We start from the raw sequence: 22,723 nt of genomic DNA, 5'->3' as shown, positions 1-22,723 counted from the left end.
CCGCCACAACGCCGACGGTGCGCACCGGGCAGGCGTTGAAGGCCGTGCCATCCGGACTCATCTGACGGCTTTGCACTTCCCGGTTCCGCGATGCGCCTGATCGTCCTGTCGTGCCTGCTGCACCTGTTCATGGTGTGGCGGCTGGTGCCTGCCTGGAGTCCCTGGCCCCTCGCGGCCGCCGCGCTGCTGCTCGTGCTCGCCGTCAGCGCCGTCGTTCTGCCGCTGGGCCTGCGCGGCGCGCGGACACGCTCGCCGCGCTGGGCGCGCGTGCTGACGTGGACCGGCTACCTGTGCCTGGGCCTGTTCTCCTCGCTGCTGGTGCTGACGCTGCTGCGCGAGGTGCTGCTGCTCGCGGCGGCGATCGTGGCCGCGCTCGTCCCCGGCGGGCTGGACACGGACACGCTGACGGCGCTCAGCGGCCGCGCAGTGCCGCTGCTCGCCCTGGTGCTCACCGCATGGGGCTTCCTCAACGCACGCCGCACGGCTTCGGTCGTGCGGGTGGACGTGCCCATCGCCGGACTGCCGGCCGCGCTCGAAGGCTTCACGATCGCGCAGATCAGCGACGTGCACGTCGGGCCGACGATCGGCGGCGACTACGTCGAGGCGATCGTGCACGCCGTCAACCGCCTGGGCGCCGACATGGTGGCGGTGACCGGCGACCTGGTCGACGGTCGCGTGCAGGAGCTGGCCCCGCATGTGGCGCCGCTGGCCTCGCTGCGCTCGCGGCACGGCACGTACTTCGTCACCGGCAACCACGAGTACTACTCCGGCGCCGCGCCGTGGATCGCCGAGCTGCGCCGCCTCGGCATGCGGGTGCTGCTCAACGAGCATGTCCTGCTGCGCCATGGTGGCGCCATGCTGCTGGTCGCCGGCGTGACCGACTACAGCGCCCACCACTTCGACGGCGCGCAGCGCAGCGATCCGCAAGCCGCGCTCGCCGGCGCGTCGGGCGAGGCCGCGGTCAAGCTGCTGCTGGCGCACCAGCCGCGCAGCGCGGAGGCCGCCGTGCGGGCCGGCTTCGACCTGCAGCTGTCAGGCCACACCCACGGCGGGCAGTTCTGGCCGTGGAACCACTTCGTGCGCTTCCAGCAGCCGTTCACCGCCGGCCTGCATCGACTGGGTGCACTGTGGGTCTATGTGAGCCGGGGGACCGGCTACTGGGGGCCGCCGAAGCGCTTTGCGGCGCCTTCGGAGATCACGGCGTTGCGGCTGGTGCGGGCGTGAGGATCAGCTTGCAGGCATCGCCCGATGCCCGCCACACCTTCACCGCCGCCAACAGCGGCAAGGCCGGCCGCAGGCGCCCGGCGATGAAGGCGCACAGCCCTTCGAGCGTCGGCTTGCCCAGCCCTTCGACCTCGTTGAGCAGGTGATGGTCCAGCAGCGCCTGCACCTCGCCGATGACGCGCCGGAAGTGTCCGAGGTCCATCAGCATCCCGGTCGCCGGATCCGGCGAGCCGCGCAGCGTGACCTCGGCGTGGTAGGTGTGGCCGTGGATGCGCCGGCTCGACTCGGCCTCGATGTCGCGTTCGAGGGTGTGGGCGGCCTCGAACTGGAAGCGCTGCGAGAGTTCGTAGACCATCATCGGATTCCCAGCACCTTGTGCGTCTGCACGCTCAGGCGCCAGCGCGGATCGCGCAGGCACTGGGCGATCGCCCATTGCGTGTGGGCCTCGCGGGCCGGGCCGTCCATGGGTTGCAGGTAGCGGCGGCCGAAGGGCAGGGCGGCCAGCTCGTCGAGCGACAGCCCCGGCTGCGGCACGACCACCTTCAGCTCGTGCCCGTGCCGCTGCACCAGCGGCGCGCCGGCCTTGGGACTCACGCAGATCCAGTCGATGCCCGCCGGCGCGGCGAGGCTGCCGTTGGTCTCCACGGCGATCTCGAAGCCGCGCGCGTGCACGGCGGCGATGAGCGTCTCGTCGAGCTGCAGCAGCGGCTCGCCGCCGGTGAACACCACGAAGCGCGAGGCGTCGTCAGCGCCGGTCCAGCGCGACGCGATCGCCGCCGCCAGCTCGTCGGGCTGCCGGAACCTGCCGCCGTCGGGTCCGTCGGTGCCGACGAAATCGGTGTCGCAGAAGCGGCACACCGCGCTCGCGCGATCCTCCTCGCGGCCGCTCCACAGATTGCAGCCGGCGAAGCGGCAGAACACGGCAGGGCGACCGGCATTCGCGCCTTCGCCTTGCAGGGTGTAGAAGATTTCCTTGACCTGGTAGGTCATCGCCGACAACTTTCGTGGGGCTGCGCGCGGGTCGCAGCAGGCGGGCTCGAAGGGGAGCCGCGCGAGACCGCGGCGGGCGCCGCGGCGAAGGCCCTCATTTTACCGAGGCGGGCACAAGGCCTGCTGGTCGACGAGGATGCCGTCCCGTCCCAAACCGCGCAACGCCCTCGCCGGCCGCGACGCCGCCGGCGGCTGTGCGCTGCTGATCGTCGACATGATCAGCGACTGGCGCTTTGCCGATGCGGACAAGCTGCTGCCGCCGGCCGCCGCGATCGCGCCGCCGATCGCGGCATTCAAGCGCCGCTGCCGCCGGGCGGGCGTGCCGGTGATCTACGCCAACGACAACCGCGGCCAGTGGCGCTCCGACTTCCGCGACGTGGTCGCGGGCTCGCTGGCCGTCGGCGGCGACGGGGCCGGCATCACCCAGCTGCTGCTGCCCCACGAGGACGACTACTTCGTGCTCAAGCCCAAGCACTCGGCCTTCTTCGGCACGCCGCTCGACCTGCTGCTGCAGCACCTGAAGGCGGTGAAGCTGTTCGTCACCGGCGCGGCGTCGGACCAGTGCGTGGTCACCACCGCGGTCGCCGCCCGCATGCACGACTACGAGGTGCTGGTGCCGCGCGACTGCGTCGCCTCGCAGAGCGACGAGCGCAACCGGCGCGCGATCGAGCATTTCGAGCAGGCGCTGGACATCCGCACGACGCCGTCGCGGCGGATACGGTTGCCGCGGTCGTCGTAGCGCTTACCGGGGCTGTGCGCCGCGCACCTCGAAGCGCGCGCTCTCCACCACCCGCCCCTTCGCATCGACCAGCTCGAGCCGGTGGGCGCCCAGGCGCAGGGTCCATCGCAGCTCGCGTCCCGCCGTGCCGATGCGCTGGCCGTCCAGGCGCCAGCTCCACGACGCCGGCGTGCCGGTGACCGCCGTCACGGCCAGCTGCTGCGCGTGGGGCGGAATGTCGGGATCGAGCGCGATCACGCTGCGATCGGCCGGCGAGTTGATGCGCGCGCTCGCCCGTGCCAGGGCGGTGGCCGCGCTCACCTCTTCAAGCTCGGTGCCCGCGAGAAACCATTCGTCGCGCGAAGGTTCGACCGCGGCCTCGAAGCGCACGCGCCGCATCACCACCCCACGCGGCGGCGTGGACGTCGGCGTGCGCTCGGCCTGCCGCTCGAGCTCGTCCATCACCGCCCGCCACACCGGCGCGGCGCCTGTCACGCCGGACACGTCCCGCATCGGCTCGCCGCCGGCGTTGCCCACCCACACGCCCACGGTGTAGCGGCGCGTGAAGCCCACGCACCAGTTGTCGCGCATGTCCTTGCTGGTGCCTGTCTTCACCGCCGCCCAATAGCGCGGCGACAGCGCGTTGTCCAGGCCGAAGGTCGGCACGCGCGCTTCACGGTCGGCCAGGATGTCGGCGACGATGAAGCTCGCGCCCGGGTCCATCACCGGTCGCGATGATGGCGACACATCGCCGGGCCGCAGGCGCAGCGGCGCCGTTGCGCCGCCGTTGGCCAGCGCCCGGTATGCATTGGCCAGGTCGGCCAGCGTGACCTCGGCGGAGCCGAGCGCCAGGCTGTAGCCGTAGTAGTCGCCGTTGCGCGGCAGGTTCATGCCCAGCGCACGCAGGCGCTGCGCAAAGCGCTCCGGGGTGACCAGCACCAGCGTGCGCACCGCCGGCACGTTGAGCGAGGCGCCGAGCGCGGTGCGCAGGGTGACCGGTCCCTTGAATCGATGGTCGTAGTTCTGCGGCAGGTACAGGCCCGCCGCGGTGGACAGTCCCACCGGCGAGTCGTCGAGCAGCGATGCGGCGGTGAGCCAGCGCGCTTCGAGGGCCAGGCCGTAAAGGAAGGGCTTCAGCGTCGAGCCCGCCTGGCGCGGCGCAAGCACCCCGTCGACGTCCGCGGCCTGCGACAGCGTGCCGCTGGACCCGACCCAGGCGAGTACCTCGCCGCTGCGGTTGTCGATGACGATGACCGCGCCGTCTTCGACGTGCCGCTCGCGCAGCTCGACCAGCTGGCGGCGCAAGGTGTCGCGTGCGTGGCGCTGGATGCCCGCATCGAGCGTCGTTCGCAGCGTGGCCCCCGGCGCCGCGCCGGCGACCACGCGGCGGGCCGCATGCGGGGCGAGCTGCGCGTCGGCATCGAGCACGTCGCCGTGGCGGCCGGCCAGCACCTGCTGCGTGTAGGCCGACAGCGTTTCGCAAGCGGCGCCGCGGCCCTGTGCGGCGAGCACCCTGCAGGCCCGCTGCGCCACGTCGTGCGGCCTGGCGTTGGGCGCGCGGATCAATGCAGCGGCGACTGCCGATTCCACCGCGTCGAGGCCGCTCGGAAGCTTGCGGAACAGCGTCGCCGAGAGGGCGCCGATGCCGACCACTTCGCCGCGGAAGGCGACGAGGTTGAGGTATGCCTCGAGGATCTGGTCCTTGCTCCAGCCGCGCTCTAGCTGCCAGGCCACGCGGGCCTGCCCCAGCTTGGCCCCGACCGAGCGGCCGCCGTGCGGCGTGGCGAGTCCCTCGTCGATCAGGCCCGCCAGCTGCATCGTGACGGTCGATGCGCCGCGCGTGCGCGAGCTCCAGAGATTGCCCCAGGCCGCGGCGCCGACGGCCGGCCAGTCGACACCCGAGTGCTCGTGGAAGCGCTTGTCCTCGGACAGCAGCAGCGCATGGCGGAACGCGGGCGACACCTCGTGCAGCGGCACCCAGTCGAGCCGGCGCTGCCGCGGGTCGGTGCGCACGCGCTGCAGCACCGCGCCGTGGCGGTCGAGCACCACGGTATCGGACGTCCGGTACGCCGCCTTCACCTCGCCGAAACCGGGCACGGCCCACACCGCCGCGCTCCCCAGCAGGCACGCCACGGCGACGGCGGCGCGTCTCATGGCTGCACCACCATCGCCGCGTTCGGCGCCTCGCCGAACATCTCGGGCGCGTACATCGCCTCCACGCGCGTGGCCGGCAGGCCGAATCGACCTGGGTTGTTCAGGCGCATGGTGTACTCGACGCTGAAGGCACCCTTGGGCAGGTAGCGGTAGTACGCGCGGAATCCCTCGAAGCCGCGCTCCTCGTAGGCCAGCCAGGCGCGCCCGTCCTGCTTCTCGCCGCTGCGATTGAGCTTGTCGTCGCGGCCGAGTCCGCTGCCGAGCAGCGTCGCGCCGGCCGGCACCGGATCGGCGATCACCACCCAGGTCATGTCGGCCTGGGCATCGATGTCGAGCCGCACCCGCAGCACATCGCCGCGCGACCACGCGCCGGTGGCCTTGTGCTCCACCGGGGTCACCGTCCTGGTGATGCGATAGCCGCTGGCGATCGGCGCCGTCACCGGCACGGCCGCCTTGCTGGCGAGGGCCAGCCACGGCTTGCCCGCGCCCTGGTGCTGGACCTGGATCACCGCGTCGGCCTTTGCACCACCCACGGCGAAGCCGGCTGGCCAGCCGAGCGGCAGCGTCGCGCCGCCGGGCGACCTGCTCCAGTCCAGCGCCTGCGGCGCGGCCGCGGACTCGAAGCCGACACGCGTGCTGCCGGACACCGGCTCGCGCTCGAAGCGCCGCGAAAACGCCTCCATCGCCAGCGACCCCCACACGTTGGCCGTGGTCGTCGACCAGCGGCCGAACTGCTGCCGCTGCAGCGTGCCGGCGACCAGCCGCGGCAGGTCGTCCCGCCATGCGGCCCGGTCGAGCACGCCCAGGACCATGCGCGTGCTGTTGACGTCGCCGTTGACCATCAGCCACCACCAGCTGTCGTCGCGCTCGGTCGAGAAGCCGAGCCGCGAGCCCTGCACGTCGAGTCGCGCCCGCAGGATCTGCTCGGCCTCGGCGATGCGCCTGTCGCGCTCGGGAATCTCCTTGCTGCGCTCGAGCACCATCAGCCAGTCGATCACCGCCCCGGTGGGCCACTGGTGGGGCAGCACCTGGATCGAGTCGAGCAGCCTGGGACGCACCTTGCCGCTGCGCGACAGCGCTTCGAGCGCCGCCAGCTTGCGCACCTCGAGGTCGCCGTTGCGCAGGAAGGCCGGCACCCAGAAGTCGCGCTTGACGCGTCCTTCGACGAAGGCGATGAGCCCGCGCTCCATCTTCGAGCGGGTGTCCTCCGGGATCGCGAAGTCGTGGCCGAGGCGCCGCGCCTCGTCGCTGGCCGACAGCAGGTAGGCGGTCAGCGTGTCGCTGCCGGTGCTGCGCCAGCCGGTGGCCGGCGGGAAGTAGTTGGCCAGGCCGTCCTCGTCGAGGTACAGCGGCAGCTGGCTGGCGACGCTGCGCCAGCGTTCGGCATCGCGCAGGCCCAGCGCGACCGACGCACGCTGCTCCAGGCAGCTCCACGGATAACGCTCGAAGTACTCGCGCACGCCCTGCAGCCCGTCGCCGAGGCGCGGCCGCAGCGACACCTCCACGCCGCCGCGCAGCACGCCTTGCGCGGTGGCCACGGCACTCGCGGGCGGCGCCACCGGCATCGCCGCCGTCCCGTCGAGCTGCGACAGCGTGGCCTGCTGCACGCGCACGGGAATCGCCTCGCGCACCGCCTGCTGGATCTTCATGCGGTCGCGGTTCGCGCCGGCTTCGGCGGCCACCGTCCATTCGAGTTGCCTGGCGTCGAAGGGCACGTCCACGTCCCAGCCTGCCTCGGCTGCGGCGTTGGCCGCGATGCGCACCTTCTGCGGCGCCAGCGCCGTCGTGCCGACCTGCGCCGTGAGCGTGGCCTCGACCGCGGCCGGCGTGCTGTTGCGCAGCGTGAACATGGCGCGGTAGCGATCGCCTTCGCGCACCAGCGGCGGCACACCCGAAGCGATCTGCAGATCCTGCGTGGTGCGAATGGTGGCGCGCCCGGTGCCGAACAGCGCGGCGTCGCCGCCCTGCACCACGTCGGCGATGGCGACGATGCGAAACGAGGTCAGCGCGTCGTTGAGCGGCACGTCGACCTGCGCCTCGCCGCGGGCGTCGAGCAGCACACGCGGGTTCCACAGCAGCAGCGTGTCGAACAGCTCGCGCGTCGGGAACTGCCCGCCGCCGCCGCCCGCCGGCGCGGCTTTCTTGCCGTAGTGGCGCTTGCCGATGATCTGCATCTGCGCGGTCGCCGTCTCGACACCGTAGCCGCGCTTGCGGATCATCGCCTTCAGCAGGTCCCAGCTGTCGTTGGGCATCAGCTCGAGCAGCGCCTCGTCGACCGCGGCGAGCGCGACCTCGGTGCCCGCCGGCGCCGGCTGGCCGCCGGGCAGGCTCACCTTCACGCGCACGCGGCTGGTCGAGCGGATGGGATAGCTCGTCTTGTCAGGTGTCACCTCGACCTGCAGCCGGTGGCCCGCGATGCCCACCTCGATCTCGGCGATGCCGTACCTGAACGCCGGCTTGGACAGATCGACCATCGCCGTCGGCGGCTGGTGCACCTGGCCTTCGTCGCGGTACGCGCGCCACCACTGCGAGGGCGAACGCCAGCCCCAGGTGAACAGCGAATACCACGGCACCTCGCGCAGGCGCCCCCGCACCGCCAGCACCGAGACGTAGACGTTGGGCGCCCACTCGGCCTTCACCGGCAGCTCGATCGTCGGATCGCGGCCATGGAGCTCGACCGTCCGCGTCTCGAGGATGCCGTTGCGCTCGATCGCCACCAGCGCGGTCGCGTGCCGGAACGGGCTGCGCACCTGCAGCTTCGCGGTCTGGCCGGGCTCGTAGCTGCGCTGCTCGGGAATCACGTCCATGCGGTCCTGGTTGTCGCCGCCGAACCAGACCTCGCCCTGCTGGGTGACCCAGACCGACGCGGCCGCGCGCGCCGCATGGCCGGCGGCGTCCTGCGCCTCGGCGACCAGCTCGACCTGGCCCGGCGACTTCAGCGCCACGTCGCACAGCACCAGCCCTCGCGCATCGCTGGTGCCGGCGCAGACCTGCCCCAGGTCTTCGGCCGCGTTGCGGTTGTCATAGGCATAGAAGCCGCCCACCAGCCGCCGTCGCACCGAGCTGGTCTTGTGCGCCACGGCGCGCAGCTTCACGTCCACCCTGGCGGCCGGCTTGCCGGCAGTGTCGAGTACCACCACCTGCGTGGCGAGCTTCTGCTTCACCGACACCCACGAATCGGCGCGCACGCCGAGGACCAGGCCCGACGGCCACGCCGGCAGGGTCTGGCTCAGCGTCTGGATCTCGCCGTTGGGATCGGCGTAGGTCGCCTGCACCAGCAGTTCGCGCGGCTTGCGCAAGGCCGGCAGGCCGGGCAGCGTGATGGTGCCGGCGCCGTTCTTGTCCAGGGTCAGCGCAAGCTTGTTGGCCACCAGCTGCGCGCCTTCGTCGCGCGCACCGGTGCTGCGGCTCTCGTCGTCCTCGTCGACGTAGTCCTCCGAGAAAGGCGAGCGGGCGTTCGGGTCGCGCGGATCGCGCGGCGGCTCGAAGCGGAATCCCGGATAGCGCTCGGCGTGCACCAGCGCGCCCACATCGGCATCGCGCATCTGCGCCGACACCCGCACCGGCAGTCCGGACGCGCCGCCGCCGTTGGTGTAGTCGACCTGCAGGCCCAGCGCGAGGTCCCGGGGCTGCACCAGCGCGCCCTTGGGCGGCACGATGCGTCCGGCGAGCACCGGCAGGCGGAACTCCTCGACGCGAAAGCTGGCCGTCTGGTGCGACTCGCGCGCGTTGGCCAGGCTCACGCGGTAGACGCCGAGCCGGGCGGCCGCGGGGATCTCGAAGCTCGACTCCGCATGGCGCCCTGCGCGCCACTGGAGCGGCTGGGTGAACTTCTGGCCGGAGCCCTCGTGCACGATGCGCAGCTCGGCCGGCAGCTCGCTCGGCTCGACCAGCGCCAGTCCGCTCATCAGCTCGCGCCGGGCGTGGTGCTTCATCGAGACTTTCTGTCCCGCGCGCAGCAGGCTGCGGTCGAGCACCGAGTGGAAGCGGTTCTGCGAGGCGATGCCCTGGGCGCTGGTGTCGATGTGGAAGCGCCAGGCCTCGATGCCCTCGCTCCAGGTCGACCAGACGAACGCCATGTCGGCGTGGCCGGCGGCATCGGTGCTGCGGGCGCTGACGAAATAGCCTGCCTCGCGCCCGCTGTCGCCGCCGTCGCGGCCGTGGCAATGGTTCCAGGGCAGGCGCGGCAGCTCCTGCGCGACGAGGGCGTGGCCGTTGGCGTCGCTGCGGCCCTTCCAGACGACGTCGCCACGGCAGTCGGAAATCTGCAGCTGCGCATCGGCCACCGGCCGCGCGGTGTCCAGCGTGGTGACCCACACCACCGAATTGACCGCGCCCCACTTGAAGTGCACCCCCAGGTTGGTCACCAGCACGCTGGTGCGCACGTACAGGGGCGAATTGCGGCCGAGCAGCGCGGCGCCGAGCCGGGGCGACTCGATCTCGACGACATGGAAGCCGGCCTGCGGCAGCGGAATGCCGACCACCTCGAACGGCCGTGGCTCGGTCGCGCCGGCGAGCGGGAGGCTGAGGCGGCGCGCAGCGCGGTCGCGGCTCAGCAGGCTCAGGCTGCGCGTCTGCACCAGGTCGCCTTCGTCGTCGTCGCGGCCTTTCGCGCTCCTGGCCGGCGCGGGCAGCCTGATGCCGAGCTCGCGCTCCACCTCCGCGCGCGGCAGCTGGTTCTCGTCGTAGCGCTTCACGCGCGCCAGCCATTCGATGACGGCCGCGTCGTCGGCGACGCGCAGGTCGCGGACCGCGCCGGGCGCGAGGCTCACCGCCTGCGTCTTCAGATCGGCCTCGACCTGGCGCAGCGTCACCGGAAGGGTCGGCTCGGCGTTCAGCTCCAGCACGCCGAAGGTGGCGGCCGGGAACTTCACCAGCGCGGGCGCCGCGGCGGTGCGGGTCTCCAGCGGAAAGGCGTCGGCGTTGCCGAGCGCACGGCCCGCGTCGTCGCGCAGGTCCTGCGGCAGCTCGATGCGCAGCTTCGCGTTCTCGGGCAGCGGCGCGCTGAACTGCACCGCGCTCACGCCGCTGTCCGCCGGATCGGCGGAGGCTTCGCCGGGGCTGCGCCGGAAGATGTACAGGAACTTGCGCAGCGTCCCTTCGCCGAAGGAGATGAGCTGCTCCGCGTTCTCGCCGCGTCCCTGCTCCATCACCGGCTTGCGCGCGCCGTCGGGCGCCACCAGCACGATGCGCTCGGCGAACCGGCGCGGCACCGGCGACGAGAACTCGACGCGCAGCGGGCGTATCGGCAGGCAGTCGGCGCGCGAGTTGACGCGCTCGCAGGTGAAGCTGGCGGCAAAGGGCTTGCGCACGCGGTAGCCGAGGCGGCGCTCGGCGGTGGTCGCCACGCCGGAGGGCGTCGCGATGCCGGCGCCCCACGCCACCTCGACACGCGCATCGCTCGGCAAGGGCCGGGCGCATTGCACGGTGACCGCACGCGCCTGCTGCGGCACCAGGTTCACCGCCTTGAGGATCGCCTCGCGCACGGGGCCGGAGATGACCTTCAGGCCGACGCGCTCGCCGATGCCGGAGACTTCGCAGTAGCCGTTCTTCTCGATGCTGGCCGGCGTGGCCGGGCCGTTGAGCAGCAGCACGAAGACCTGCTCTTCTTCCACCGTCGAGTGGTCGCCCGGCTGCGGATAGGCGCGCACGATCGCCGGTCCGCCGGTGCCGAAGCGGAACTCGGTCGCGCCGGTGACCGCATCGCCGTTCAAGGCCTTGATCCCGGGCTTCAGCTTGAACTCGCAGCGCACGCCCGCCGGCACGTCGCGGGTGAAGTCGTAGACCCAGGTCCTGTCGTCGACCCATCGGGCGCTGCCGGTGAGGGGCGTCGGGTTGGCGCAGGCGATGTCGAAGGGCGACGGCAGGCGCGGATCACCGAAGCGGACCATGGCCTGCGAGAAGCTTGCACGGGCCTGGCGGACCTGCGCGACCTCGCCCTGCGGCGAGAAGGTGGCCATCGTGGCGGCCGCGGCAAGCGCCGCGGTCGATGACAGGGCGATCGCGCCTGCGGCGCGCAGCAGGAAGGCGGGCTGCATCGTCTCCTCGTCGGGGGTGCGGCCGCAGTCTAGCCAGCCGATGCGCGCCCGAGGTGAAGTCGGCGTGAAGGCGTCAGCTGCCCTGCGGCCGCGGTCGAGAGCTGCGCTCGAGGCGCCTGGTCAATGCGGAAACGCGAGCCGCTGCTCCATCCGGCGCTGCAGTTGCTCGAAGCTGAGGCTCAGGATCCAGTAGATCCCGGCGGCCGCCACGTACAGCGGGAAAGGCTGGAAGGTGGTCGAGATCAATTCCTTCGTGGCCAGCATCAGCTCCGTCACGGCGATCACCGACACCAGCGAGGTGTCCTTGATGAGGCTGATCAGGCTGTTGGAAAGGCTGGGCACCGCCGCCCTCAGCGCCTGCGGCGCGATCACGTAGCGCAGGGTCTGGCGGCGTGTCAGCCCGAGGCTGGTGCCGGCCAGCCACTGCCCCTGCGCCACCGCACCGATCGCCCCGCGCAGCGTCTCGCTCATGTAGGCCGCGACGTTGAGCGTCAACGACAGGATGCCGGCCGTGATCGGCGAGAACTCGATTCCGATGCTGGGCAGCCCGTAATAGATGATGAAGACCTGGACCAGCAGCGGCGTGCCGCGCATGGCGCTCACGTACAAGGCCATGAACGGCTGCAGCAGCCGCACGCGAAGCACGCGGACCAGCGTGATGAGGGCCGCCAGCGGCAGGCCGAGAACCATCGAGGCGATGGCGAACAGGAGCGTGTAGCCGGTGCCCTTGACCATGACCGGCCACGCCAGCGCGATGAGCGACTGCAGGTCCATGCCCGTCGGACCGGCTCAGCGGGCCGCCGGCGGCTTGCTCACGTCGCGCTCGAACCACTTGGTGGAGATCTTCGCGTAGGTGCCGTCGGCCTTCAGCTCGTTGAGCGCCTTGTCGATGGCCTGCTGGAACTTCGGATTGCCTTTGCGGAACGGGATGGCGTTGCTCTCGGGCTTGCCGATGGGCGCGCCGGCCTTCACCGGCAGCCTGGTCTTCTCGCGCAGGTACGGGATCAGCAGGCTGTCGTTGATGGCGGCATCGATGCGGCCGGTGGCCAGGTCCTGCAGGTACTCCGTCGCCCCCGGGTAGGTGCGCACCTCGGCGCCTTCGATCCCCTTGGCGAGGTCGGCGTAGTTGCTTCCCTGGCCCACACCGATCTTCTTGCCCTTGAGGTCGGCCGGTGTTTCCAGCTTGCGCGTCTCGTTGGCCCGCACGATGAGCTGCGGGTAGGAGATGACGTAGGGCTCGCTGAAGTCGAAGGTCTCGCGGCGCTTGTCGGTGGCCGCCACCTGGTTGACGATCACGTCGTACTTGGCGGCCTGCAGCCCGGCCAGGATGCCGCTCCACTCGGTGGTCGTGAACTCGGCCTTCACCCCGAGCTTGTCGGCGATCGCACGCGCGATCTCCACGTCGAAGCCGGTCAGCTGGCCCTTGTCGTCCTTGTAGTTGAAGGGCGGGTAGGTGCCTTCGCAGGCGATGCGCAACGTGCCGCGCGCCTTCACGTCGTCGAGCAGGTCGGCCGCGTGGGCGCCGAGCGCGGCGCCGGCAAGCAGCGCGGCAGCAAGAGGGACAACGAACTTGTTCTTCATGGCGGGTCTCCAGGGTCGGAAGCCTCGGATGGTGCCACCGGTCCATCCTCGAAATCCGAACATGGACATGCGCTGACCGCGTGCGCCCAGCGAGGCGGTGCGGCTCAGGAGACCGGCGCTGCCGGGCTCGGCGAGGCGCCCGCGGAACGCGGCGCCTTGTCCAGCACATCGTCCGGACCGCCGGGGTTGATGATGTTCGGCTCGCGCATGTCCTTCGCGCGCCGGGAGTAGATCCAGACAATCGTGGTGTCGGAGCCGAGCCCGCTGGTGATGAGGTTGGACGCGCTTTCCGCCCCGATGCTGCTCGCGTCGACGGTGACCGGCACCGGGTCGGGGAACACGGCCATCAGACTCTTCAAGTCCGCCCAGTGGCCCTCCAGCCGCGCGCTGTCGAAGAAGAACACCAGTCCCTTGGTCGGTGGGTTCGACCACCAATACCAGGCAGAGTATTCGCCGGAGGAGAGGCAGATGCCGACGCGGGCCGCGCCTTCCTGGGGGACGGACGCGGGACGGCCTCTTTTCAGGATCTGCGCCGCCGCGCCGATGCCTTCGCCAGTGAAGCCTCGTGCCTGCACGAGCCAGTCGAGGAGCGCGTCGATCTGGTCGGGCGGCAGTGCCCGGGCCCCCAGCCGAGCCAAGGCCGCGACGGCAAGCCAGGGAAGGTTCTCTTCGCCGGGCTCGACCGGGTCCGCCGGCTCCAGCGCGACGTTCAAGAATAGCGTGCTCCATCCGCTGAGAGTCGTGCTGGCGAAGGGCCTGTCGAACCAGCGTGCGGGCCCCTTTCCCGCCAGAGCGCACAGGATCTCGGCAAGCTCGAGCGGCGGCTCGTCCCCGCCCTCGACAAACCTCGTCAGGCGCCGCCGCAGGCCGTCCCAGGCGTCGCGAACGACTCGCTCCCACTTCACCTGTCTGGCGAGTCGTCGCCCCTCTGTCAGCGCCTTGTCCATGGCCTGCATCAGTCCGGCGTCGTTCAGCCCGATGGATGCCGGCTGTTGCGGCACCTGGCCGGGGTCCTCGGTCGTGTAGGTGCGCACGACATCCGCCTGCCAGCCCGCCACCGCGTTGGCCGCGGCGGCGGTGTCGACCCTGGCGAAGCCCAGCGTGCCGGAGAGGATGAACAAGGCCGCGCCGGTTCCTACGCCGGGTTCAGGCTCGGCCCGGAGGAACGCGCTGCAGGCGCGGGCGACGGCCAGGATGCGAACCACGTCGCTTCCGCGGCTCTCGAGCATGGCGTCGAACTGCTTGACGGCTCGCAGGTCTTCGGGCGACACCGCGAAGTTGGCGCTTCCAACCCAGGTCGCGTCGATGTTGCGGATGGCGTCCGTCACGCGCGACCAGGCCGGCGTCGTGGGCAGCACCCGCGCGTTGTCCTGCAGAAGTCCGAAGACGTCCTGCGATGCGCCCACGGGGACCGACTGCCCCAGCAGCGTCGAGAGATTGCGTTCGATGGCCCGGATCTTCTCGATCGACCGCATCGCCGGCTCGAGCTCGGCGATGTCGAAGATGCGCATCCCCGGGGCTTGGGTCTCGCCTGCCTGCCGCTCGATGCCCGACGGCCAGTAGCGCCAGTGCCGCAGCGTGGCATTGCCCTCTTGGCTCACCAGCAGTGAGTTTTCCTTGAGGAGCAGCGCGCCCATCACCTCGGGCAGCAGCAGCGCCGCGGACTCGGAGGCGTCCATCGGCAGGCTTTCCCACAGCAGCTTGGCGCGCGCGGCATCGTTGTCCCCCGAGAGAAAGTCGACGATGCCGTTGAACACCGTGTTCAGCACTGCCAGGTCGTCGTTCGACACCACCGGCGCCGATGCCGCAAGCGGCGCCTTCCCGGGCGTGTTCAGCTCGTCGAGGTTCATCCGGCTGGTCAGCGCCTCGGCGAACTCGTCGCGACCCCGGAAGCCGAGGTCCAGGTGGGGCGCTCCTGCAAGCCATTGCCGGGACACGTAGTACAGCGCGTCATACAGCGTCTGGACCATTTCGGGCCGCTGGCGCAGCCACCCCTGCACCAGCGGCATGCGCAGCTGCAATTCGATCGCGACCTGCAAGGTGACGTCGATGCAGTACGTGAGCTCGGTGCGCACGGCGCCGGGGCGGATCTGCACCGTCCCGTCGTCGCCGCGCAATGCCGAGAGCTCGCGCGTCAGGGCCAGCGCGTGCAGCTGTGACCGATGGCGCAGCACCCACTTCAGCAGCTGCAGGTCGATCCTGTCGACGTCGAGCGGGTCGGCCTTCGGACCGCTGACCGGCGCCGGTACCGGGGCAGGGTCGGGCACGAGCACCGGCGGGACCGCCTCAGCGGGCGTGGCTTGCGGTGGCGCGGTACCCGCGAGAGGCTCGTCGACCTGGAGCAAGTCGTCGAGATAGCGAGCGATGTCCGCCGGCCGGAACGTGACGAGCAGCGGATGGGAGAAGTACGAGTACGCGCGGCCGTACGCCGTGGAGCGCCCTTGTGTGCGCAGGTGCTCCATGTACGCGCGGTCGGTGAGAAAGCAGGTGAAGACGTTCTCCGCCACGAGCTTCTTCAGGAAATGGATCATGGCGACCAGCCGGTCGGGAAGGCCCTGCACCTTGTCGAGCTCGTCGATGACGAGCACGGGCGCGAGCCCGGCCTGGCGCAGCCGGTCCAGCAGCGTCGGCAGGATCCTGTCGAGCGTCTTCAGCGTGAGGTCCGGGATGAACACCGTGTCGAGTTGCCGGCCCGTCTTGCGGCTGGTGGACGACGAGCTCTTGAAGAACGCCGCCGCGGCGGTCGCCGTCAGGATGCCCGCAAACAACGCCGCGCCGAGATGCGCCGACCCGGAAGCGACGCCGCCGGCCACGCCTGCGCCGGCCAGGATCGAGACCACCGGCTTGACCAGCTCGGCGGTCTGCGCGTTGAGGCCCCATCCGCTCTCCTGCACCGTGTCCTCCGCGCGGACGGTCTTGTCCTGGGCGTTGGTGTTGCCCGAGATGCGCTGGTGCGCATTGCACATGCCGTTCAGGGCCACCAGCTCGCGCCCGCCCTGGTCGGGCGCGAACGGCGTGTCGAACAGAACGCCGCTGTCCAGGGCACCCGCAGCGTCCCAGAACTCGCGCAGTCGAGCCGCGGGAGGGTCCTCCACCAGCTCGACCTCGAATTGCGCGGCAAGCTCGGCACGCCTCAGCTGTTCAGGCTCGGGGACGTACGTGGCGTCGGTCACCAGCCGCTCGCGATAGGCGCGGACGAATTCCTTCGCGACCGCTCGATGCACGCCGAGAATGATCTGCTGCAGCGCCTGCTCGGCCTGCAAGGCAATGCTGTCCGGCGCCTTTGCCCCGCGTTTGCCTTTCGCGCGGTCCGAGGCATCGCTCGCGCCGAACTCGAAGAGGCTCGGTCCGTGCAGGAAGATCGGCAGGGGCCGCAGCAGCCCTTCCCCGGGGTTGCGGCTCTTGCGCAGGACCCTGTCGAGCGCATCGGCGACCGTCGTCGTCTTGCCCGCGCCACGGTGGCCCGCGACGAGGAAGGAGCGGCCGTTGACCTCGCCCTTGCAATACCGCGTCAGCTCCAGGCGCAGCACGCGGCCGGCGCCGGACTGGATGTTCTTGAGCGCAGCGTCCGACGCGGAGCGCAGCGACGCATCGCTCAGCGGATCGGCCCCTTCGCGGATGTGGATCGGCATCTGCGGCTCACTTGGCGGCCGAAGCGGCCGATGCGCCCGCGGCCGGCGACCCCTTCGCGTCGGTCCTGGCGGATCCGGGGATCATGGTCACCTGCATGGCGATCGCGGTGGCGAGCGCCACGAGCACGAGGCCGCACAGCACGCCGACCAGCTGCTCGGACAGCTGCCAGCCCGTGCTGCCTCCGCCGAAACCACCCATGTGGCGCCGGAAGGAAAAACCTTCCGGCGTATGTTTGGCGAGGCCGGCGACCATCAGGTACACCCCGCCGGCCGCGAGCAGCAAGGCACTCGTGGCGAGCAGGACGCTTGCGATGAGCGATGGGGTCGGATCCGACGACACGGTGGCCTCGGATGTCCGTGCGCGCCCGAGCCATGCATCGGATGCCGACGGGGAAGCGGCAGGCGCCGGCAGCGCCGTGGGCCCGGCTGCTGCGGCGGACGCCGACGCGGGACCCGGGCTCTGCGCGCCTGCCTGCGCGAATGCGCAGGCGGCCAGGAGCAGCACGCAGCCGAGGAAGCGTCGCAGCATTTTTCCTCCTCTGGACCCCGTGCGGTATTGGGTTCCTCGGCCTCACGGGTGTCAAGCCTGGCGGCAGCAGTCGATGTTGCCGCCGGGTGCCGCAGGTCTTCTGGGCAAGCGCGCGTGAATGCGTGAGTGCGTTGCGCTCACTCGGCCTTCCGGCTCAGGGGCAGCGAAACCATCACCGGTTGGCCCGGGGCGGTGCACCCGCTGTCGCAGCAGCGTCCGGGCTGCCGATTCTTCGTGATGGCTCGCGTCTCGTCGTGCAGCATCCCGCGCTCGAGCAGGCGCTCCACCAGCTCGACCTTCGAGCCCACCGGGTAGTGGCGCCAGATCTCCTGCTTCATCGCCGCCGGCGAACCGCCGCCGTGCAGGCTGATCACCGAGTACCAGCCGCCCTGGTAGGAAGCGGTCAGGTCCTCGATGAACCGGGCCGTCTGGATTCGCTTGTCATAGGAGACGTCGGTGGCGGCCCGCAGCACCTCGGACAGCATCGCGGCCGTGGCAGGGTTGTGGTCTTCATCCGGGCCGGGCAGCGCGACGACGAGGCCACCCGAGACTTCGTGCGCGATGCGGTGCATGTCGTAGATCTTCGTTGCGAGCAACAGCTTGCCGATGTTGCTGAAGACCGGGTCCGGCATGAACGTGCCGCTGTACTCGTCCCGGGTGGCGTACACACTGGCCGCGACACCGCACGCGTAGAAGCTCTCGGTGATCGTGATGAGCTCGACCATCGGGTCGCGAAGGTTGCTCTTGCTGCCCGGGTCCAGGCCGTTCGCCTCGCACATCAGCGCACCGGCGCCGATCAGCAGGTCGCCGAAGCCGGCTCGGGCCGCGATGCAGCTGTGGCGATGGTGCGTGGCGTAGCTGTAGGTCAGGACATGGCTGTGCTGCCAGTCGCCCGCGCAGAACACCCGCTCCCACGGAACGAAGACGCGGTCGAAGATGACGACTGCCGTGGACTGGCCGTACTTGCGCGAGAACAGCGCGTCGCCGTGTTCCAGCTTCTCGCCGGGGCGCCCCGCCGGACGCGAGACGATGGTGATGCCGGCAGCATCGACGCGCACCGCGCAGCAGACCGCGAAGTCCTCGTCCTCCCGCCCCATGTTGCGGCTCGGCATCACCAGGAACTCGTGCATGTACGGCGCCCCGGTGACGATCGCCTTGGTGCCGCTGATCACGATGCCCTTGGCGCTGCGCTCGACAATGTGGACATAGGTGTCCGGGTTGGCCTGCTGGTGCGGCCTCTTGCTGCGATCCCCTTTGGCGTCCGTCATGGCCACCCCGAGCGCCAGGTCGTTGTCCTGCACATGCGCCAGGTACGCCGCGAAGCGAGCACGGTGCTCTGTCGAGCCCTTTGCGTCGTCGATGCGGGCCACCGCCTGCGCAATCCCGTTCAACGCGTCGTGCGCCAGGTAGCGCTGGGCGCAGCCGGTTTCCTGGCACAGCAGCCGCACGGCTTCCAGCTTGTTCAGCAGGTCGCCGGCCGATTCGTCGACGTGCAGCATGCGGCTGACCACGCGCCCGCGCGAGCACTGTGTCGCCAGCGCGATGGGCTCCAGCTCCGGGCGCAAGGCGTAGTCGTACGTGAACGCGAGCGCATTGACGCCAGGCCGCAAGGCCGGCTCGTCGGCCACGCTGCTCACCTCCCGGCCGTCGACGAAGACCTTGGGCTGGTACCGGCGCAAGGACTCGCGGTAGTCGTCGCCCGACATCAGATCGGCCTTGTGCGGCGCAGCCTCGAGCGGAGCATTCATCGCAGGCACCTTGAACGGTTGTGGTGCGAGTTGAACACTGTTCAATTCGTTGGTCAATGTTTACACTGGCACCATGGCTGCCTCCTCTGCCGCTCCTCCTCGCACTGCCGCCAAGAAGTCCAGGGCGGGCACCGACCCTCGCCATCTCCGCAGCCAGGCCCTGGCCGACGTGCGGCGCGAGCTCGTGCTCGATGCTGCCCGGTCGGCCTTCTTCGAGCTCGGAATGGAGAAGACCAGCATGCGGGAAATCGCTCACCGCGCGGGCTACACGCCCGGAGCGATCTACAGCTATTTCGCCGGCAAGGAGCAGGTCTACGGGGCTCTGCTCGGCGAGTCGCTCCAGCGGCTGGACGAACGCGTGCAGGCCGCTGCAAGCAAGTGCCGTGTCGAGTCGGACCGGGCGCGCGCCGCCGCCAGCGCCTTCTTCGATTTCTACCGGGAGAACCCCCGCGACCTGGACCTGGGCTTCTATCTGTTCCAAGGCATGAGACCTCGGGGCCTGACGCCCGAGTTGAACGACGCACTCAATCGGCGCCTGCGCCAGTGCCTGCAGCCCACACAGGCGGCCCTCGAGGCCTTGGGCATGTCCGCTGCCACAGCGCTGCGGGAAGTCACCGCGCTGTTTGCCCACACCGTCGGCCTTCTGGTGCTCAGTCACACAGGCCGCATCCGCATGTTCAAGCAGGCATCCCAGGACCTGTTCGACACCTACCTCGAGCAGCTGATCCGTCGGGCCGAGGCAATGCCTCGCAGGGCATGATGGACGTGGTCCATGCGGGGGCAAGCGCGTTGGTCCTGGTGGACTACCAGGCACGCCTGATGCCCGCGATCCACGACGCCGCCAACGTAACCGCGAACGCCGTGCTTCTCGCACGCGCCGCTCAGGTGCTCGACATCCCGGTGCTGGCGACGGAGCAGAACCCCTCAGGGCTCGGCCCGAACCTGGAGCAGATCAGGGCAGCCTGCGCGCGCACGCTGCCCAAGACGCACTTCGATGCCTGCGCAGACGGTCTTGTGGAGGCCTTGCACGACGCGAGGCCGACCTGCTCCCAGGTCGTCATTGCCGGCTGCGAGGCTCATGTCTGCATGATGCAGACGGCACTGGGGCTGATTCGAGCGGGCAAGCGGGTGTGGGTTGTCGCCAATGCGAGCGGTTCACGTCGTCCCACCGACCACGCGGCGGCGATGAGCCGTCTCGCACAGGCGGGGGCCGCCATCGTGACGCACGAGATGGTGCTGTTCGAGTGGCTGGACGATTGCATGCATCCCCGCTTCCGGGACGTGCTCGATCTCGTCAAGGCGGCGGGCTGAGGGCGACAGCGCTCAGTCGACGCTCACGTCGACACTCATCGAGTGGCGGGTCTTCGTGGCGTCGTCGCTCCAGGAGGCGGTCACGGACTGGCCGGCCAGAGCGGCCACTGGCAGCGATGCGTGAACCTGCCCATCCGCTCCGGCCTTCTCCAGGCTGCTTGCAGTGGAGGCGGCGCCGCTCGGCGCCGAAGCGGCCCGGGCCACGAAGGTCACCGCCGCTCCCTTGGAGACCGACGCCACGACCAGGAGGCGCGTTCTGTCGGAGGGATCGAAGCGAGCCGCGAGCGAAGGGGCGCTCGCAGGCGACTGCAGCAGCGCCGTCACCAGCGCCCCCGCGACCAGGAAGCCTGCAATGGCGGTCCAGATCTCCGCGGCCCGCAGCGCGGACTGCTTGGCCGAGGCGGCCTGTTCGAAAGCGCTGGAGATTTCACTGGGGATGCGGGGGTCGAACTTGAAGGTCAGCGGGCGTCCCACCCGCACGGCCTGCCAGTAGGCGATGACGAGCACCAGGCTCGGCAGGGCAATCAACAGCGCGACGAGCTTCCCGAAGCGATCGCCCCCGAGCGCCACGGCCAGGATGCCCGCGGCCGAGTACACGGTCCAGAACCATGCGATCGCGCCGGCGAGCTGGAGCGCGCGCTGCTCGGGTGCCTTGACAGCGCCGCGGACGGCCTCCTGCGCGTAGGCGAGCCAGAACCGATCGCCGACGACGATGTCTGCCAGCGGCGTGCGCTTGTCGTCAGCCACCGTGCTTCTCGTGCGATGAGCCCACCTTGACGGTGTAGGCGTGCGTGTGGCCGTTGGCGCAGGTCAGGTAGACAACCACCTCTCGCGGCGGGTCCAGCTTGCGCACGTTGAAGCCGATGCTGCCCGGCAGGGATTGCGGTACGTAGGTCACCTTCAGGCCGCAGTTTTCCTCGGGGCAGGAAAAGCTCTGACTCATCGCATCTCTCCCTCGCTTCATCGGAAGTTCGGCCTTTGCCCGAGCTTCCCACGGCGCCGGACCACGGTCAGAACCGCGACCAACACGCCAGGATGCTGCCCATCGTTCGCGTCAGCACGTCGACGGTATCGTCCGGAAGCAGCTCCTCGATGCTCACGGATTGGATCGCCGGATGGTGCTGCCAGTCAAGCTCGAGCAGGGCCGTCGAAGCTGCCGCGTTGAGCGCAAGCGCCCGCAGGAACCAAGGCCCCGTGAACGCCTCGCAGCGAGCAATGTTCAGCACCAGTGGCTGGGGCTGATCTCCATACCCACCCAAGTCCACGGGAATCTGGGCAAGCCTCACTCGACCTGCTTGTGCTGCTGACTCGATGAAGTCGAACCAGTTGCCCATCACGTAGAGAACCATTCGGTCGTTGTGCCGCGGGTCGATGTACCCTGGTTGCAGCGCTGTCCCGTAGGAGAAGGCTCTGTTGCCCGCCTTTCGCTCGCTGCCGATCGGCGAAATGATCAAGTCTGGCTGGGGGCCCGTCCAACCCTGCCCGGGCTGCAGTCGATTCAGCCAGTCGACGACGTCGTCCCGGTGATAGCGAACGGCAAAGACGCGTCCGTCTGCGAGTGTCAGGTTGGTCTGGGCGCCCTTGGGACCGACGCGCAGCACCGTCCAGAGATCCGGCAAATCGTCGGGATCACCCGAGATGACGAAGAGCTTGTCCGCGTTGCGATAGTCGTCAATGTCCCACAGGGCCGCGCCGCGCGCGGCCGGTAGTGTCCGCGCGATGGTTGCATTGGCGACGAAGGAGCCCGCCTGCTTCCAGGCGTGCGTGCGGGTCGCCGCATCATGTCGAAAGTGTTCGGTGGCGACGTCCGGGTCCGCAATCCCGGCAGCGTGAGTTCCGATGCCGTGACGCAAGGTCACGCCAAGCTTGCTGGCGAAGGAGGTCAGCTTCTTTTCGCAGCTGGCGCGCTCGTCTGTTGTGAGGACCGGAACGACCTGGCGATTTCGCAGCCAGGCGGCCATGCACGTGTCGAGTTCCAGATCGAGCAGGTTGGCGAGCGCGCCCCGATCGTGCCACCCTGCCTCGTCATCCAGGTCCCAGCCGGCGGTCTGCCTGCGCTCGAAGAATTGCCTGGCTGCATCCACCAGGTGGCGCTGCAAGTCTTCGCCGTTGGCCGCAAGGTCTGCCAGCAGCGCGCGCAGTCGCAAGCTGGGCTGTTCGTCTTCTTGCTGAACTCGGTACGCCACCCACGGGTTGCGCAAGAAGCGCATGCCGAAGCGAGACTCGAATGCGAAGTGGGTCAGCGTCAGGGCGACCCGCACCTGCATGAAGGTGCTTGCGAACAAGCGATCGATGACCGCGGCGGCGGCCTCGTAGTACTCCCTGTAGTCGGATGGAAGCTGCTGGATGTACGCCTTGCCGGCCTCGGGCGCAACGAGCTTGATGCCGTAGTAGGTCGCAAAGGTCTCCTGCGCATCGATCGAGCCTGCGGCCAAGGTGGCGGCAGTGAGCGAGAAGGAAGCGAGCGGTTTCGCAGCGACGGCGCCAGGCTCGTCCATCACGCGCCAAAGGACAGCCAGGATGGCGCCGTCCAGCGTTCGGGTGAAGAGCACCTCGTGCCCGTACTCGTGGTGGTAGACCACCTCGTCGTCGAGCGCGCCGAGATGAAGCGTCGCTCGGCTGCCGTCGTGGGTTCCCACGACTTCCCCCTCGGTGGCCAGTCGAAACGGCACGAGTCGGTTGGGACGCAGGTGGGACGTCATCACGTGGCCAATCGCATCGTCTTGCGTTGTCAGCGCCGGGCCTTGCACGGGGCTCAGGCCCTGGGAGTCTGCTCGACTGCGGACGTCACCGCAAGC

General features: G+C 70.1%; 16 protein-coding genes. 4 read left to right on the top strand and 12 right to left on the bottom strand.

Annotated features, from left to right (window positions below; translation table 11 throughout):
* The first annotated feature begins 90 nt into the window (after positions 1 to 90).
* Positions 91 to 1,224: a metallophosphoesterase gene (locus P7V53_RS00225; protein ID WP_280153464.1), complete on the top strand. Its 1,134-nt coding sequence runs from the start codon at positions 91 to 93 to the stop codon at positions 1,222 to 1,224.
* Here the strand turns inward: P7V53_RS00225 and P7V53_RS00220 are convergent.
* Together P7V53_RS00220 and queE are read right to left on the bottom strand one after the other, a co-directional pair.
* Entirely contained in the window at positions 1,196 to 1,579 is a 384-nt protein-coding gene (locus P7V53_RS00220; protein WP_280156652.1) for a 6-carboxytetrahydropterin synthase, read from the bottom strand. The two genes, P7V53_RS00225 and P7V53_RS00220, sit on opposite strands and share 29 nt — an antisense overlap.
* Entirely contained in the window at positions 1,579 to 2,214 is a 636-nt protein-coding gene (gene queE / locus P7V53_RS00215) for a 7-carboxy-7-deazaguanine synthase (protein ID WP_280153463.1), read from the bottom strand. Before queE ends, P7V53_RS00220 begins: the two co-directional genes overlap by 1 nt.
* Positions 2,215 to 2,350: 136 nt before the next feature.
* Between queE and P7V53_RS00210 the strand changes: the two genes are divergently transcribed.
* Positions 2,351 to 2,953: an isochorismatase family cysteine hydrolase gene (locus P7V53_RS00210; protein ID WP_280153462.1), complete on the top strand. Its 603-nt coding sequence runs from the start codon at positions 2,351 to 2,353 to the stop codon at positions 2,951 to 2,953.
* 3 nt (positions 2,954 to 2,956) lie between these two features.
* Here the strand turns inward: P7V53_RS00210 and pbpC are convergent, their stop codons facing one another.
* The 7 genes from pbpC to P7V53_RS00175 form a co-directional block, all read right to left on the bottom strand.
* Complete coding sequence (pbpC, locus tag P7V53_RS00205) at positions 2,957 to 5,086, bottom strand: penicillin-binding protein 1C (RefSeq protein ID WP_280153461.1); 2,130 nt, start codon at positions 5,084 to 5,086, stop codon at positions 2,957 to 2,959.
* Entirely contained in the window at positions 5,083 to 11,124 is a 6,042-nt protein-coding gene (locus tag P7V53_RS00200) for an MG2 domain-containing protein (RefSeq protein ID WP_280153460.1), read from the bottom strand. Before P7V53_RS00200 ends, pbpC begins: the two co-directional genes overlap by 4 nt.
* A gap of 120 nt (positions 11,125 to 11,244) precedes the next feature.
* Positions 11,245 to 11,898 (bottom strand): amino acid ABC transporter permease, encoded by a 654-nt coding sequence (locus tag P7V53_RS00195; RefSeq protein WP_280153459.1) that lies wholly within the window; start codon positions 11,896 to 11,898, stop codon positions 11,245 to 11,247.
* Between the two features lie 15 nt (positions 11,899 to 11,913).
* The gene (locus P7V53_RS00190) at positions 11,914 to 12,705 is read right to left on the bottom strand and encodes a transporter substrate-binding domain-containing protein (protein WP_280153458.1); all 792 of its coding nucleotides are present in this window, start codon (positions 12,703 to 12,705) and stop codon (positions 11,914 to 11,916) included.
* 104 nt (positions 12,706 to 12,809) lie between these two features.
* Complete coding sequence (locus P7V53_RS00185; protein ID WP_280153457.1) at positions 12,810 to 16,337, bottom strand: hypothetical protein; 3,528 nt, start codon at positions 16,335 to 16,337, stop codon at positions 12,810 to 12,812.
* 7 nt (positions 16,338 to 16,344) lie between these two features.
* Positions 16,345 to 16,866, bottom strand: coding sequence for a hypothetical protein (locus P7V53_RS00180; protein ID WP_280153456.1), 522 nt, complete (start codon positions 16,864 to 16,866; stop codon positions 16,345 to 16,347).
* 137 nt (positions 16,867 to 17,003) lie between these two features.
* Positions 17,004 to 18,614 (bottom strand): 4-hydroxyphenylacetate 3-hydroxylase N-terminal domain-containing protein, encoded by a 1,611-nt coding sequence (locus P7V53_RS00175; protein ID WP_280153455.1) that lies wholly within the window; start codon positions 18,612 to 18,614, stop codon positions 17,004 to 17,006.
* Positions 18,615 to 18,687: 73 nt separating this feature from the next.
* Here P7V53_RS00175 and P7V53_RS00170 point away from each other — a divergent pair, with 73 nt between their 5' ends.
* Together P7V53_RS00170 and P7V53_RS00165 are read left to right on the top strand one after the other, a co-directional pair.
* Entirely contained in the window at positions 18,688 to 19,374 is a 687-nt protein-coding gene (locus P7V53_RS00170) for a helix-turn-helix domain-containing protein (protein WP_280153454.1), read from the top strand.
* Positions 19,374 to 19,925, top strand: a complete 552-nt coding sequence (locus P7V53_RS00165) for a hydrolase (RefSeq protein ID WP_280156651.1) — start codon at positions 19,374 to 19,376, stop codon at positions 19,923 to 19,925. The genes P7V53_RS00170 and P7V53_RS00165 overlap by 1 nt, the downstream gene beginning before the upstream one ends.
* A gap of 12 nt (positions 19,926 to 19,937) precedes the next feature.
* Here P7V53_RS00165 and P7V53_RS00160 read toward each other — a convergent pair whose 3' ends face one another.
* The 3 genes from P7V53_RS00160 to P7V53_RS00150 form a co-directional block, all read right to left on the bottom strand.
* Positions 19,938 to 20,672 (bottom strand): hypothetical protein, encoded by a 735-nt coding sequence (locus P7V53_RS00160; protein ID WP_280153453.1) that lies wholly within the window; start codon positions 20,670 to 20,672, stop codon positions 19,938 to 19,940.
* Positions 20,665 to 20,868: a hypothetical protein gene (locus P7V53_RS00155; protein ID WP_280153452.1), complete on the bottom strand. Its 204-nt coding sequence runs from the start codon at positions 20,866 to 20,868 to the stop codon at positions 20,665 to 20,667. Before P7V53_RS00155 ends, P7V53_RS00160 begins: the two co-directional genes overlap by 8 nt.
* 67 nt (positions 20,869 to 20,935) lie before the next feature.
* On the bottom strand, positions 20,936 to 22,627 hold the full coding sequence (locus tag P7V53_RS00150) for a hypothetical protein (protein WP_280153451.1): 1,692 nt from the start codon (positions 22,625 to 22,627) through the stop codon (positions 20,936 to 20,938).
* Between the last annotated feature and the right edge of the window lie 96 nt (positions 22,628 to 22,723).

The organism is Piscinibacter sp. XHJ-5, from assembly GCF_029855045.1.
GTDB lineage: Bacteria > Pseudomonadota > Gammaproteobacteria > Burkholderiales > Burkholderiaceae_C > Albitalea.
This window is presented reverse-complemented; position numbering and strand designations above follow the sequence as displayed.

Coding starts and splice junctions, on each gene's coding strand:
- P7V53_RS00225 (WP_280153464.1), top strand. CDS start 91: ATGCGCCTGATCGTCCTGTCGTGCCTGCTGCACCTGTTCATGGTGTGG.
- P7V53_RS00220 (WP_280156652.1), bottom strand. CDS start 1,579: ATGGTCTACGAACTCTCGCAGCGCTTCCAGTTCGAGGCCGCCCACACC.
- queE (WP_280153463.1), bottom strand. CDS start 2,214: ATGACCTACCAGGTCAAGGAAATCTTCTACACCCTGCAAGGCGAAGGC.
- P7V53_RS00210 (WP_280153462.1), top strand. CDS start 2,351: ATGCCGTCCCGTCCCAAACCGCGCAACGCCCTCGCCGGCCGCGACGCC.
- pbpC (WP_280153461.1), bottom strand. CDS start 5,086: ATGAGACGCGCCGCCGTCGCCGTGGCGTGCCTGCTGGGGAGCGCGGCG.
- P7V53_RS00200 (WP_280153460.1), bottom strand. CDS start 11,124: ATGCAGCCCGCCTTCCTGCTGCGCGCCGCAGGCGCGATCGCCCTGTCA.
- P7V53_RS00195 (WP_280153459.1), bottom strand. CDS start 11,898: ATGGACCTGCAGTCGCTCATCGCGCTGGCGTGGCCGGTCATGGTCAAG.
- P7V53_RS00190 (WP_280153458.1), bottom strand. CDS start 12,705: ATGAAGAACAAGTTCGTTGTCCCTCTTGCTGCCGCGCTGCTTGCCGGC.
- P7V53_RS00185 (WP_280153457.1), bottom strand. CDS start 16,337: ATGCCGATCCACATCCGCGAAGGGGCCGATCCGCTGAGCGATGCGTCG.
- P7V53_RS00180 (WP_280153456.1), bottom strand. CDS start 16,866: ATGCTGCGACGCTTCCTCGGCTGCGTGCTGCTCCTGGCCGCCTGCGCA.
- P7V53_RS00175 (WP_280153455.1), bottom strand. CDS start 18,614: ATGAATGCTCCGCTCGAGGCTGCGCCGCACAAGGCCGATCTGATGTCG.
- P7V53_RS00170 (WP_280153454.1), top strand. CDS start 18,688: ATGGCTGCCTCCTCTGCCGCTCCTCCTCGCACTGCCGCCAAGAAGTCC.
- P7V53_RS00165 (WP_280156651.1), top strand. CDS start 19,374: ATGGACGTGGTCCATGCGGGGGCAAGCGCGTTGGTCCTGGTGGACTAC.
- P7V53_RS00155 (WP_280153452.1), bottom strand. CDS start 20,868: ATGAGTCAGAGCTTTTCCTGCCCCGAGGAAAACTGCGGCCTGAAGGTG.
- P7V53_RS00150 (WP_280153451.1), bottom strand. CDS start 22,627: ATGACGTCCCACCTGCGTCCCAACCGACTCGTGCCGTTTCGACTGGCC.